The 13,504-nt window shown below is 60.2% G+C and carries 14 protein-coding genes; 12 read left to right on the top strand and 2 right to left on the bottom strand.

The features are described from left to right. Positions 1-121: 121 nt before the first annotated feature. The 6 genes from LOY68_RS08655 (at position 122) to LOY68_RS08630 (ending at position 6,965) form a co-directional block, all read left to right on the top strand. Positions 122-1,015 (top strand): 2-hydroxy-3-oxopropionate reductase, encoded by an 894-nt coding sequence (locus tag LOY68_RS08655; RefSeq protein ID WP_265044137.1) that lies wholly within the window; start codon positions 122-124, stop codon positions 1,013-1,015. A gap of 160 nt (positions 1,016-1,175) precedes the next feature. Then, positions 1,176-2,456 (top strand): glycerate kinase, encoded by a 1,281-nt coding sequence (locus tag LOY68_RS08650; protein ID WP_265044136.1) that lies wholly within the window; start codon positions 1,176-1,178, stop codon positions 2,454-2,456. Continuing rightward, positions 2,446-3,861, top strand: a complete 1,416-nt coding sequence (pyk, locus tag LOY68_RS08645) for a pyruvate kinase (protein WP_163909091.1) — start codon at positions 2,446-2,448, stop codon at positions 3,859-3,861. The genes LOY68_RS08650 and pyk overlap by 11 nt, the downstream gene beginning before the upstream one ends. Before the next feature lie 150 nt (positions 3,862-4,011). After that, positions 4,012-4,926, top strand: a complete 915-nt coding sequence (locus LOY68_RS08640) for an urea transporter (RefSeq protein WP_265044135.1) — start codon at positions 4,012-4,014, stop codon at positions 4,924-4,926. Positions 4,927-4,947: 21 nt separating this feature from the next. Further along, on the top strand, positions 4,948-5,772 hold the full coding sequence (locus LOY68_RS08635) for an ion transporter (protein ID WP_054049413.1): 825 nt from the start codon (positions 4,948-4,950) through the stop codon (positions 5,770-5,772). A 197-nt stretch (positions 5,773-5,969) separates the two neighbouring features. Beyond that, entirely contained in the window at positions 5,970-6,965 is a 996-nt protein-coding gene (locus LOY68_RS08630; protein ID WP_054049411.1) for a sulfate ABC transporter substrate-binding protein, read from the top strand. A 194-nt stretch (positions 6,966-7,159) separates the two neighbouring features. On the opposite strand, the gene LOY68_RS08625 is transcribed toward LOY68_RS08630, so the two are convergent. Next, positions 7,160-7,789 (bottom strand): DUF5666 domain-containing protein, encoded by a 630-nt coding sequence (locus LOY68_RS08625; RefSeq protein WP_265044134.1) that lies wholly within the window; start codon positions 7,787-7,789, stop codon positions 7,160-7,162. A gap of 235 nt (positions 7,790-8,024) precedes the next feature. On the opposite strand from LOY68_RS08625, the gene LOY68_RS08620 reads away from it, so the two are divergent. From LOY68_RS08620 to LOY68_RS08595, 6 genes are all read left to right on the top strand, one after another. Further along, positions 8,025-9,230 carry an MFS transporter gene (locus LOY68_RS08620; protein ID WP_265044133.1) on the top strand — a complete coding sequence of 402 codons (1,206 nt, stop codon included), beginning with the start codon at positions 8,025-8,027 and terminating at the stop codon, positions 9,228-9,230. Between the two features lie 204 nt (positions 9,231-9,434). Further along, the gene (locus LOY68_RS08615; protein WP_265044132.1) at positions 9,435-10,091 is read left to right on the top strand and encodes a peroxiredoxin-like family protein; all 657 of its coding nucleotides are present in this window, start codon (positions 9,435-9,437) and stop codon (positions 10,089-10,091) included. A gap of 48 nt (positions 10,092-10,139) precedes the next feature. After that, positions 10,140-10,859 (top strand): SDR family oxidoreductase, encoded by a 720-nt coding sequence (locus tag LOY68_RS08610; RefSeq protein WP_265044131.1) that lies wholly within the window; start codon positions 10,140-10,142, stop codon positions 10,857-10,859. Positions 10,860-11,018: 159 nt separating this feature from the next. Beyond that, a complete protein-coding gene (locus LOY68_RS08605) occupies positions 11,019-11,906 on the top strand; it encodes a LysR family transcriptional regulator (RefSeq protein ID WP_265044130.1) in 888 nt (295 codons plus the stop codon). An 83-nt stretch (positions 11,907-11,989) separates the two neighbouring features. Beyond that, complete coding sequence (locus LOY68_RS08600; RefSeq protein WP_054049618.1) at positions 11,990-12,457, top strand: helix-turn-helix domain-containing protein; 468 nt, start codon at positions 11,990-11,992, stop codon at positions 12,455-12,457. Beyond that, complete coding sequence (locus LOY68_RS08595; RefSeq protein WP_265044129.1) at positions 12,454-13,029, top strand: PIN domain-containing protein; 576 nt, start codon at positions 12,454-12,456, stop codon at positions 13,027-13,029. Before LOY68_RS08600 ends, LOY68_RS08595 begins: the two co-directional genes overlap by 4 nt. 69 nt (positions 13,030-13,098) lie before the next feature. Here the strand turns inward: LOY68_RS08595 and LOY68_RS08590 are convergent, their stop codons facing one another. Further along, positions 13,099-13,503 carry a hypothetical protein gene (locus LOY68_RS08590; RefSeq protein ID WP_265044128.1) on the bottom strand — a complete coding sequence of 135 codons (405 nt, stop codon included), beginning with the start codon at positions 13,501-13,503 and terminating at the stop codon, positions 13,099-13,101. Between the last annotated feature and the right edge of the window lies 1 nt (position 13,504).

Here is a 13,504-nt window from a genome sequence, read left to right as displayed (position 1 = left end):
TGCGGTGTGTCAGACGACACGGATGCCGAATGACACACCGCATTCGCGAGCAAGCCCGCCCCCACCCAGAGCAGCACTCCCCTATTTGCTTGAAGCAGCATAAAAACAAGAGGATTTTCTCATGGCTAAAATCGGATTTATCGGCACCGGCATCATGGGCCACCCAATGGCGTTGAACCTGCAGAAAGCCGGTCACAGCCTGTTCCTGTCGGCGCACCACGACGCTGCCCCGGCTGATCTGATTGCCAGTGGCGCTATCGCCTTGGCCAACCCGAAAGAAGTCGCGCAAGAAGCCGAATTCATCATCATCATGGTGCCGGATACCCCGCAGGTCGAAGACGTGCTGTTCCGCGCCGACGGCATCGCCGCCGGTGTTGGCAAGGGCAAAGTCGTGATCGACATGAGCTCGATCTCGCCGACCGCGACCAAAGCGTTCGCCGCCAAGGTCAACGAAAAAGGCGCCCAATACCTCGACGCGCCAGTGTCCGGCGGTGAAGTCGGCGCCAAGGCTGCGAGCCTGAGCATCATGATCGGCGGTGATGCCGACGCCTTCGAACGCGCACTGCCGCTGTTCCAGGCCATGGGCAAGAACATCACCCTGGTCGGCGGTAACGGCGACGGTCAGACCGCGAAAGTGGCGAACCAGATCATCGTTGCGCTGAACATCCAGGCTGTGGCCGAAGCCCTGCTGTTTGCTTCGAAAAACGGTGCCGATCCAGCCAAGGTGCGTGAAGCGCTGATGGGCGGTTTCGCTTCGTCGAAGATCCTCGAAGTGCACGGCGAGCGCATGATCAAAGGCACCTTCGACCCGGGCTTCCGCATCAGCCTGCACCAGAAGGACCTGAACCTGGCCCTGCAAGGCGCCAAGGAACTGAACATCAACCTGCCGAACACCGCCAACGCCCAGCAAGTGTTCAGCACCTGCGCGGCCATCGGTGGCAGCAACTGGGACCACTCGGCGCTGATCAAGGGCCTGGAACACATGGCGAATTTCTCGATTCGCGATAAGAAGTAAGCCGTCCCCTCTCCCCTGTAGGAGCGAGGCTTGCCCGCGAAGGCAGCGCCTCGGTCTGACTGACTCTCAACGGCGTTAGTACTGAAGCCTTCGCGGGCAAGCCTCGCTCCTACAGGGGTTCGAGTCGTCTTCTAATAACAAGAAATTCCGGGAGCCCGCCATGTCGGTCGATCCGCAACACCTGCTGCGCGAACTGTTTGCCACAGCCATCGACGCGGCCCATCCGCAGCAAGTCCTCGAAGCCTATTTGCCCAAAGATCGCAGCGGTCGCGTGATCGTGATCGGCGCCGGCAAAGCCGCAGCCGCCATGGCCCAAGTGGTCGAGCGTTGCTGGCAGGGCGAAGTCTCCGGCCTGGTGGTCACCCGCTACGGCCACGGCGCTCCGTGCGAAAAAATCGAAGTGGTCGAAGCCGCGCACCCTGTACCGGACGCCGCTGGGTTGGCCGTGGCCAAACGCGTGCTGGAGCTGGTCAGCAACCTGAGCGAAGACGACCGCGTGATCTTCCTGCTCTCCGGCGGTGGCTCGGCGCTGCTCGCCCTTCCAGCCGAAGGCATCACCCTCGCCGACAAGCAGTCGATCAACAAAGCCCTGCTCAAATCCGGCGCGACCATCGGCGAGATGAATTGTGTGCGCAAGCACCTCTCGGCGATCAAGGGTGGCCGTCTCGGCAAAGCCTGCTGGCCGGCGACTGTGTATACCTACGCGATTTCCGATGTGCCGGGCGACCTCGCGACGGTCATCGCTTCCGGCCCGACCGTGGCCGACCCGAGCACGTCCGCCGAAGCCCTGGCGATCCTCAAGCGCTACAGCATCGAAGTCCCGGCCTCGGTGCGCACCTGGCTGCAAAGTCCGGAATCGGAAACCGTCAAACCCGGCGATCCGAGCCTGGCCCGCAGTCATTTCCAATTGATCGCCCGCCCACAGCAATCCCTGGAAGCGGCGGCGGTGAAATGCCGTCAGGCCGGTTTCAGTCCGTTGATCCTCGGTGACCTAGAAGGCGAATCCCGGGAAGTGGCGAAGGTCCACGCCGGCATCGCTAGGCAAATCGTGTTGCATGGCCAGCCATTGGCGGCGCCGTGCGTGATTCTGTCCGGCGGCGAAACCACGGTCACCGTGCGCGGCAATGGGCGCGGCGGGCGTAACGCCGAGTTCCTGCTGAGCCTGACCGACAGCCTCAAAGGCTTGCCCGGCGTCTACGCCCTGGCCGGCGACACCGATGGCATCGACGGCTCCGAAGATAACGCCGGCGCGATCATGACCCCGGACAGCTACGCTCGCGCCGTAGCCCTCGGTCTGAGCGCCAGCGACGAGTTGGATAACAACAACGGCTACGGCTATTTCGAGGCGCTCGACGCGCTGATCGTCACCGAACCGACCCGCACCAACGTCAACGACTTCCGCGCCATCCTGATCCTCGAGAGCACAAAAAATGACGCCTGATAAAAAGGTCAAAATCCTCGCCACCCTCGGCCCGGCCACGGACGGGATCGATGACATCCGCGAGTTGGTCGAGGCCGGGGTCAACATCTTCCGCCTGAATTTCAGCCACGGCGATCACGCCGACCATGCCCAGCGTTATCAGTGGATTCGTGAAGTCGAGCGCCAATTGAATTACCCGCTCGGGATTCTGATGGACCTGCAAGGCCCGAAACTGCGGGTCGGCAAGTTCGCCGAGGGCAAGGTGCAATTGCATCGCGGCCAGGCTCTGCGCCTTGATCTCGATTCGACGCCGGGGGATGAACGCCGGGTCAACCTGCCACACCCGGAAATCATCGCCGCCCTCGAGCCGGGCATGGACCTGCTGCTGGACGACGGCAAGCTGCGCCTGCGGGTCATCACCAAATACGCCGACGCCATCGACACCACCGTGCTGAATGGCGGCGAATTGTCGGATCGCAAAGGCGTGAACGTGCCGCAAGCGGTGCTCGACCTGAGCCCGCTGACCGCCAAGGATCGCCGCGATTTGAGCTTCGGTCTGGAGCTGGGTGTGGACTGGGTCGCGCTGTCGTTTGTGCAGCGTCCGGAAGACATCCGCGAAGCCCGCGCGCTGATCGGCGACAAGGCGTTTTTGATGGCGAAGATAGAGAAGCCGTCGGCGGTCACGCAGTTGCGGGAAATCGCCGAGTTGAGCGACGCGATCATGGTCGCTCGCGGTGATCTGGGTGTGGAAGTGCCGGCCGAGAGCGTGCCGCAGATCCAGAAAAACATCATCACCGTTTGCCGTGAACTTGGTAAGCCGGTGGTGGTGGCGACGCAGATGCTTGAGTCGATGCGCTTCTCCCCGGCTCCGACCCGCGCCGAGGTGACCGACGTTGCCAACGCCGTGGCCGAAGGTGCGGACGCCGTGATGCTGTCGGCGGAAACCGCGTCCGGCGAATACCCGCTGGAAGCGGTGCAGATGATGAGCAAGATCATTCGTCAGGTGGAGAACGGTCCGGATTATCAGACGCAACTGGACGTGAGCCGGCCGAAGGCTGAAGCCACTGTTTCCGATGCAATCAGCTGTGCGATTCGCCGCATCAGCAATGTGCTGCCAGTGGCGGTGCTGGTGAATTACAGCGAGTCCGGCACTTCGAGTTTGCGTGCGGCGCGGGAGCGGCCGACGGTGCCGATCCTGAACCTGACGCCGAACCTGCAAACCGCTCGCCGCCTGACCGTGGCGTGGGGCGTGCACTCGGTGGTGAATGATCGGCTGCGGCAGGTCGATGAGGTGTGCTCGACGGCGCTGGAGATTGCTCAAGCGCAAGGGATGGCACAGCGCGGCGATACGTTGTTGATTACCGCGGGTGTGCCGTTTGGGCAGCCGGGGTCGACTAACTCGTTGCGTATCGAGACGTTGATTTAGCGCCTGTACCGGCCTCTTCGCGGGCAAGCCCGCTCCCACAGTTGATTTGTGTTGTTCGCAAATCTGATGACTGAACAGAGATTCAGTGTGGGAGCGGGCTTGCTCGCGAATGGGGCGACTCGGTCTCCCTGACACACCAAAGACTTCATCATGCCTGCCAACCACTTCAACACCCACTGCCCCGACTGGGCCACTGCCCTGCTCAACGGTTTCAGTCAGATCTTCCTCCAGCGCCATCCGCTGTGCGGCCTGCTGTGCCTGTTGGCGATTCTTTTTACCGCGCCGGCGCTGCTCGGCGGTGCGCTGCTGGGCGGGGTCGCCGGGTTGCTCACCTCGCAACGTCGCGGCTATGCCAAGGCTGATCGACAGGCCGGCCTGTTCAGCTATAACGGTGTTTTGCTTGGCCTGCTGCTGAGCCTGTATTTCCCGTGGTCCGCCCTGTTGCCTCTGATGATCATCGCCTGCGGCGGCCTGAGCGCGATGCTGACTCAGCAGTGGCTCAAACGCGCGCGGCTCAGCCAATATTTGCCGGCCTACACCACACCCTTCGTGGGGATGAGCTGGTTGCTGCTGTGCTTCGCCACACCGTCGACCACGGCGCATCTGATCGAAATCAACACGCTGAACATGCTCGCAGCGCCCCTCAAAGGCCTTGGCCAGGTGATGTTTCTGGGGCATCCACTGGCCGGTGCGATGATTGCCGCCGGTTTGCTGATCGCTGATCGCCGCGCTTTCTGCTGGGCGTTGTTCGCGTCCGTCGCGGGCATGGGCTGGAGCCTGTTGCACCACGACTTCTACGGCGCATTGCTGGGACTCGGCAGCTATAACGCCGTACTCACCGCCCTCGCCTTCAGCTCGCAGCGTCAACAATCGTGGCTGCCGTTGCTCGGCATTGCGGCGGCGCTGTTGCTGACGCCGGTGTTTGCCACCATCGGTCTGCCCACGCTGACCGCGCCGTTCATCCTCGCCTGCTGGCTGGTCCGTGCCGCCACTCAAAAGCTCGGCAACGCCACAGTCGTCCGTGAGCCTTGCGCTCCTGGGGAGAATCAACCTAGGCTTCGCTGATTCTCGGTTCAGGCGGTATCCATGGACAGCAGCAAAAACTGGCGTGAAGAGCTTTACGTCATGGTTTTCCAAAGCGACACCAAGGCGGGACGTCGCTTCGACGGCATCCTGCTGTTGATCATCCTCGCCAGCATCATCATCGTGATGCTCGACAGCATCGACTCGATCCACCAGAACTACGCCAACGTGCTGGCGTACATCGAGTGGGGCTTCACGGTCATCTTCGCCATCGAATACGGCCTGCGCCTGTACTGCTCGCCCAAGCCGTTGCGCTATGCGTTCAGCTTTTACGGGCTGGTGGATTTGCTCGCGATCGTGCCCGGCATCCTTGCGCTGTATTACGCCGACGCGCAGTACCTGCTGATTATCCGGATCATCCGGATGCTGCGGATTTTCCGCGTGCTCAAGCTCAGCCCGTACCTCAAGCAAGCCAACTATTTGATGTCGGCGTTGCGCGGCAGCAAGCAGAAGATCGTGGTGTTCCTGGTCAGCGTCTGCACCCTGGTGACGGTGTTCGGCACCTTGATGTACGTGATCGAAGGCCCGGAACACGGTTTCACCAGCATTCCCAAAGGCATCTATTGGGCTATCGTGACGCTGACCACCGTGGGCTTCGGCGACATCGTGCCGAAGACGCCGTTAGGCCAGGTGATTTCGTCGTTGGTGATGATCACCGGTTACTCGATCATCGCTGTGCCAACGGGGATTTTCACCGCGGAATTGGCCAACGCCATGCGCGGCGAACAACTGCAACACGACTGCCCGGTGTGCAAGAAAAACAGCCATGAACATGGCGCGGCGTTTTGCTCGCGGTGTGGCAATGCGCTGTTTAAGAAACTGGAATAAGCAAAGTGCTTTTTAATCTTTAAAGGACTATGCGAGCCCGGCTATAGTCGCTGGCAAAACGGTGGCAACACCTCTCTTAATGATTGAAAAACAACCTGTAGGAGCTGCCGAAGGCTGCGATCTTTTGATCTTCGCGGAAGATCAAGATCAAAAGATCGCAGCCTGCGGCAGCTCCTACGCAAAACAAGGAATGCGCAGTGAAAAAACTCTTTGGCGCCTCACTTCTGGCCGCTGGCCTGGCACTGACCAGCGTGGCTCAGGCCGCACCGACCCTGCTTAACGTTTCCTACGACGTGATGCGAGATTTCTACAAGGACTACAACACTGCGTTCCAGAAGCACTGGCAAGCCGAGCACAACGAAAACATCACGCTGCAGATGTCTTTCGGCGGCTCCAGCAAACAGGCGCGTTCCGTGATCGACGGCCTGCCGGCGGATGTCATCACCATGAACATGGCTACCGACATCAACGCCCTGGCGGACAACGGCAAACTGGTCCCGGACAACTGGGTGACTCGCCTGCCGAACAACAGCGCGCCGTTCACTTCGGCCACGGTGTTCATCGTGCGCAAAGGCAACCCGAAAGCCCTGAAAGACTGGCCTGACCTGCTCAAGGACGGCGTACAGGTGATCGTGCCCAACCCGAAAACCTCGGGTAACGGCCGCTACACTTACCTCTCAGCCTGGGGCTACGTGCTGAAGAACGGCGGCGACGAAAACAAGGCCAAGGCCTTCGTCGGCAAACTGTTCAAACAAGCGCCTGTGCTGGACACCGGTGGCCGTGCCGCCACCACGACTTTCATGACCAACCAGATCGGCGACGTGCTGGTGACCTTCGAAAACGAAGCGGAAATGATTGCCCGCGAGTTTGGTCGCGATCAGTTTGAAGTGATCTACCCAAGTGTTTCCGCCGAGGCCGAGCCGCCAGTGTCGGTCGTCGATAAAGTCGTCGATAAAAAAGGCACCCGCGCCGCTGCTGACGAATACCTGAAATACCTGTGGTCGCCGGAAGGTCAGGAAATTGCTGCGGCAAACTACCTGCGTCCGCGTGATCCAGCGGTGTTGGCCAAGTACACCGATCGTTTCCCGAAAGTTGATTTCCTCTCGGTAGAAAAGACCTTTGGTGACTGGCGTACTGTGCAGAAGACCCACTTCAATGATGGCGGGGTTTTTGATCAGATTTATGCGCAGTAAGGGCTAAGCAGCCATGAAAAAGGCGACCTGCAGAGGTCGCCTTTTTTGTGCCCGAACAACAGATTTATATTCACTGAAGATCCCTGTGGGAGCGGGCTTGCTCGCGAAGAGGCCGTGTCAGTCGACATTAATGTTGCCTGACACACCGCCTTCGCGAGCAAGCCCGCTCCCACAGGGGGATTGGGAGTCGGCGCTTACATCGGCGGTGTCACGCCATCCTTGCCAGCCGAAATCGACTGCGCCGTCAGCGTGCCGTCCGCGCTCTGGGTCACGAACGTCACGATCTTCACCCCAACCTTCAGCAAGCTGCGATCTCCCGGCATCAGATTGACGATCGGCACGTCCTCCGGCACCAGAATCTTCTGCTGGCCGCCCTTGTAGTTGACGGTCAATGTGCGGCCGTTGCTGACCACCAGATCACCGACGCTGCCATTAGTCATGCTGCTGCCCTTAGCCAGATCGAAGGGTCGATGGCCGTCGCCGCTGCCCGCCAGTTCCGGCGGGAAGACGTGGACTTCCAATGCCTTGAGGGTGCCGTCATCCTGGGGAATGGCCGCCGAGCCGATGTAGCTTCCGGGCTTGATGTCTTCGATATTGGCCAGGGTGACCGCGCGGACCTTCGTGTCATTGGTCAGCTTGATGACTACGTTCTCGCCGCTGTTGGCGTGGACTTTCAAGCTGTCGGCGCTGACGCCGGTGATCTCGCCGCGCACGCCGATGCGCATGCCCGGCGCTTCGGCAGCCTGGACAGCGCCCGCCGTGAACAAACTGATCAAGGTAACCACTGACGCACTGCGAATCAGGTGACGAAACATCGCATTCATGGAAGTGCCTTCCTGTTATGAAACGTGAAGAGAGAACATAAGCACGCTATCGAACAAGATGTAAGTGAATGTATCATCACACCTCAATGTTTTGACGCCAGGCTCACCGGTAGACATCACGCGCGTCCGTCACTCATTCCGCAATGGAATGATTACTATCACTCCAACCTCTCTTCCGCCGTACCAGTCAGCCGATTAGCCTGCGCGCATCCTCTATTGCTCAGCGAGACACGTTATGAACCCAGCGACCCAGGCGCCCCACGGCGCCACGACAATGACCAAAGGCATGGTGCTGCTGTTTGCCTTCTGCTGCGGCGCCATCGTTGCCAACATTTACTACGCCCAGCCGATCATCGGCCTGATCGCGCCGGACATCGGCCTGACCAGCACCATGGCCAGCTTCATCGTATCGCTGACCCAGATTGGTTATGCGCTGGGCCTGTTTTTCCTGGTGCCGCTGGGTGACCTGCTGGAAAACCGCAAGCTGATGATCATCACCACAGTGGTAGCGATTGCCAGCCTGCTGGGCGCGGCGTTTACCGATCAGCCGAATGTGTTTCTGTTGATCTCGTTGCTGGTGGGTTTCAGTTCGGTGTCGGTGCAGATCCTCATTCCTTTGGCCGCACATCTGGCGCCGGAAGAGTCTCGCGGCCGAGTGGTCGGCGGGATCATGGGCGGTTTGCTGTTGGGGATTCTGCTGGCGCGGCCGGTGTCCAGCGTGGTGGCGGACCACTTCGGCTGGCGCGCAATGTTCATCATTGCAGCGGCGTTGATGGCGGCGATCAGCATCGTGCTCGCGTTGACGATTCCCAAGCGCCAGCCTGATCACAATGCTTCATATGGCCAGTTGCTCGGTTCGCTGTGGACCTTGCTGCGCCAACAACCGGTGTTGCGTCAGCGGGCGTTCTACCAGGGTTGCATGTTCGCCACGTTCAGCCTGTTCTGGACCGCCGTGCCACTGGAGCTCGCACGCAATCATGGCCTGAGCCAGACCCAGATCGCGATCTTCGCCCTGGTCGGCGCCATCGGTGCCATCGCCGCGCCGATTGCCGGGCGCCTGGCCGATGCCGGCCACACCCGCATCGCTTCACTGCTGGCCCTGGTGTTCGCCAGCCTGAGCTTCCTGCCCGCGTTCATCCACCCGCTCTACAGCGTCATCGGCCTGGCCGTCACCGGCGTGGTCCTCGACTTCTGCGTGCAAATGAACATGGTCCTCGGCCAACGCGCGGTCTACGCCCTCGACGCCAAAAGCCGCAGCCGTTTGAACGCGCTCTACATGACCAGCATCTTCATCGGCGGCGCGTTCGGTTCGTCGGTGGCCAGTGCGGTGTATGAACACGGCGGCTGGTTGTGGATCGTGATTGTGGGCAGCGCGTTTCCGCTGTTGGCGTTGTTGCGGTTTTTGAGTGTTTCAGAAAAGCGTTCGCTGGCGACGGCGTGAAGCCTTAAAAGCTTCGCGGGCAAGCCTCGCTCCTACAGGTCTTCGCTAACCTTGTAGGAGCGAGGCTTGCCCGCGAACGCGATTTATCAGGCGCCTCATTCTTCCCAAGAATGAATCCTATGCCCCCCACCCACGTTCCGCTCTCCCCTTCCCAAGGTCACCATTGATCCCAGCCAACCGGCTTCCTCTTCAAGGATTACGATCATGACCCTGCAAGCAAAGCTCGATGCGTTCAAAGCTGACTTCAAGGCGGGTAAACCGCCCTACAACGCTCCGGCTGAAATCCACCCGATCATGGAGCGCGCCACCGCTGAGTTGATTGCGTCCGGCGCGGCGGGCAAAGCACTGAAGGTCGGGGATAAGGCGCCGTTGTTTACGCTCAAGGACCCAGACGGCAACCCTGTGTCCTCCGCCGATCTGCTGGCCAAGGGTCCGTTGGTGCTGACGTTCTATCGCGGTGTCTGGTGCCCGTATTGCAACATGGAGCTGCAAGCCTTGCAGGCGTTCCTGCCGACGTTGCAGGAAGCTGGGGCGAACCTGGTGGCGATCTCGCCGCAGATCGCCGCCAACAGCCGCAAATCGGTGCGCACCAATGGCTTGGAGTTCCCGATCCTGAGCGACACTCTCAACGATGTGGCGCAGGCTTTCGGTCTGCGTTTCGCGTTGCCGGATTACCTGGTCGAGTTGTACAAAAACCTGCGCAACGACCTGCCCACCTTCAACGATGACCCGTCCTGGACCCTGCCGATGCCGGCGCGTTATGTGATCGGTCGGGATGGCGTGATCCGTTACGCCGAGGTCAACCCGGATTACACTCAGCGGCCAGAGCCTGAAGCGATGCTGGATGCGCTTCGCGGCTGAACCGATCAAGTGCCGCGTTACCCGCGGCACATCCTGATAGGAGTTGTCATGACCCGACGTACGTTTCTCATCACCGGCGCCAGCAAAGGCATTGGTCGTGCCGTGGCCGAGCACTTGGACCGTGCCGGTCATCGCGTGGTCGGGATTGCCCGGACACCCGACCTGTCGTTTCCCGGCACGCTGTTTCCACTCGACCTGAGCGACCGGACGCTGACCCGGGAAGTATTGGCCGATCTGGCCAGCCAGTACGAGTTCGATGGGCTGGTGAACAACGTCGGCCTGGTCCGACCGCAGGTGTTGGGGGAAATCGACCTCGACACCTTTGACGATGTGATGCGGGTCAACCTGCACTCGGCCCTGCAAGCAACCCAAACGCTGCTGCCGAACATGCGCGCCAAAGGCTGGGGCCGAGTGGTGAACATTTCCAGCCTGACGGTGCTCGGGATCACCCAGCGCACGGCGTATGCGGCGGCGAAAGCGGCGCTGGTCAGCTTCACCCGATCCTGGGCGCTGGAACTGGCGCAAACCGGGATCACGGTCAACGCCGTGGCACCCGGCCCGACGGAGACGGAGCTGTTCCGCGAGAACAATCCGATCGGCAGCGAAGGTGAAGCACGTTATCTGGCTAGCGTACCGATGGGTCGGTTAGGGCAACCGGAAGAAATCGCTTCGGCGATTGCCTTTCTGTTGTCCGAGCAAAGCGGGTTTATTACCGGGCAGACGTTGTTTGTCGATGGTGGTGCTTCGGTAGGCAAAGCGGCGTTTTGATGGTTTTTTTCAGATCACATAAATCCCCTGTGGGAGCGAGCCTGCTCGCGAAAGCGGTCTGACAGCCGCCATAGATGTTGAATGACATGTCGCCTTCGCGAGCAGGCTCGCTCCCACATTAGATTTATGACAGTCACCACATTTGCACAAGGACTCAAGATGGACCGCCTCGGCGCAATGGAAACCTTCGTCTACGTGGTGGAAACCGGTTCGTTTTCCGCGGCGGCCCGGCGTCTGAATATCGGCCAGCCCGCCGTGTCGAAAACCATCGCGCAACTGGAAACCCGTCTCGCCGTGCGATTGCTGTTGCGCTCGACCCGTGGCCTGACCCCCACCGAAGCCGGGCTGGCTTTCTTTGACCGGGCCAAACGCGCCATCGAAGAAGCCGACGAGGCCGACAACGCCGCTCGCGGTGCCGCCAGCGGGCTGACCGGCAACTTGCGGATCTGCGCCGCCGTGACCTTCGGCCGGTTGCACATCGTCCCGCACCTGGGGCCGTTTCTCGAACAGAACCCTGAACTGAACATCGACCTGATGCTCAATGACCGCAATATCAATCTGGTGGAAGAAGGCGTCGATGTGGCCCTGCGCATGGGCGCTTTGAGCGACTCCGGCCTCACCGCCCGCAAGATCGCCGAGTGCCGGCGCGTGGTGCTGGGCACACCGCAGTATTTCCACAAACACGGCAAACCGGCCTGCCCTGCCGATCTGACTAAACATCAAGCCGTTGTTTACAGTTTGGGCGGCGGCGCGAATTGGCCCTTCAAGCAAGGCGACGAAGAACACCCGGTGATCATCAGCGGCCGCATCCGCGTCAACGCCGCCGAAGGCCTGCGTGAATCAGTGCTGGCTCATCTGGGGCTGACCATGGCGTCCGAGTGGATGTTTGCGCCGGAACTCGCCAGTGCTGCAGTCGTGGAAGTGATGAGCGATTGGGAGTTGCCGAATCAGGACCTGTGGGCGGTGTTTCCGACGGGAAGGATGGCCAGTGCGAAGGCGCGGGCGTTTGTGGATTACGTTCAGGCGCTGCTGGCAAAAGAGTCTTAAACACGCTTCAGTTTCGTTTATTGCGATTTTCGTTTGATTCGAATAGCCTTCCAGCATCGATACTCAGAATGTTGGAAACCATCATGTCTTTAGTCATCCATCCACCGATCAACCTGCCCATAGCCCGCGAAGTTCAAGCTGCCATCGAAGGTCAACGCGCGCTCTCTGCGTATCTCGCGACGCAATTCGAAACCCAACGCATCCAGATTTTCGACGAACAAAATGAAGCTCACAATGTCGAGCTACCGACTTCAGCCCTGCGATTGCTGGTCGACATCCTGGCCGCATTAGCAGAAGGCAATGCCGTCAAAGTCGTCCCGGTTCACGCGGAATTGACCACCCAGGAAGCAGCAGACCTGCTCAACGTCTCACGTCCGCACCTCATCAAACTGCTGGAGTCCGGCGAGTTGTCCTACCACAAAACAGGCAAGCACCGACGTGTGCGCTTTGCCGATTTGATGGATTATAAAAACCGGCGCGACACCGCCAGCGAGCAAGCAATGACGCTTCTCGCCGAGCAAGCACAAGCGTTAAGGACAGGATACGAGTGAGGCACTCCCCGTTTACCGCTGTATATGACGCATGTGTTTTGTACCCTGCCCCTTTGAGAGACTTCCTGATGTGGCTCGCGCTCTCGGGACGTTTCAGGGCGCGATGGTCACTGGAGATACACAACGAATGGAAGCGCAATCTGTTGAAGAACCGTCCAGACCTGACCACGGAACAACTGGATCGAACCTCCGAGTTAATGGATCAAGCCATCCCCGACGCCAATGTCTCTGGATACGAAGACCTGATTGAAGGACTAACGCTGCCGGACATGAATGACCGCCATGTCCTGGCAGCCGCCATTCGCTGCAATGCCAGCGTCATCGTGACCTTCAACCAGAAAGACTTCCCCTGCACATCGCTGGAGCCTTTTGGAGTGGAGGCGCAGCACCCTGACGAGTTCGTCGACAACCTCTTTGATCTGGACCCGGCAGCCGTTGTCGGTGCAGCCCAACGGCAACGCAAACAACTGAAAATGCCGCCGATGGATGTCAGTACCTATCTCGACCTTCTGTCACGACAAGGCTTGGTTCGGTCAGTCGAGACGCTGACCACCTACCGCACCATTCTTTGATGTCCCAGTGCGCTGGATCTTTTCGTATTTCAGACAGTAAAACGGCGATCCGAAGATCGCCGTTCTTATTCATTCCCCAAACTGTCTGCCCAACCCACCCGGCACGCCGTGGATGTCGGTGTCTTCCCACGGGCCGTTCGGGCTGATGGAGCGGCTCCAGCCGTTGTTCCAGCGGTAGTAGGTGCGCTGACGGTAGAAGGTGTTGGGTTGGTCATCGAGGACGTAGACGCCCATCTTCGCATCCCAATGGCTGTTGCCACCCGGTGGCGGGGCGAAGCTGGCGGAGGTGCGAGGCAGCGGTTTGGCGGGTTTGGCCGGGATGCTTGGCTTGCTCGGCGTTGGCGTCGGGGACGGCGTCGGGCTGGGTTGCGACGGCGGGATCGGCGGCAGGGTCTGTTGCGGTGGCCGTTGGACCGCACAAGCGCTTAACCCCAGGACGAGACTGAGCAGGGTGATACGAGCGATGGCGGTCATG

It is taken from the genome of Pseudomonas sp. B21-053 (assembly GCF_026016365.1).
In the GTDB taxonomy this organism is placed as follows: domain Bacteria; phylum Pseudomonadota; class Gammaproteobacteria; order Pseudomonadales; family Pseudomonadaceae; genus Aquipseudomonas; species Aquipseudomonas nunensis.
This window is presented reverse-complemented; position numbering and strand designations above follow the sequence as displayed.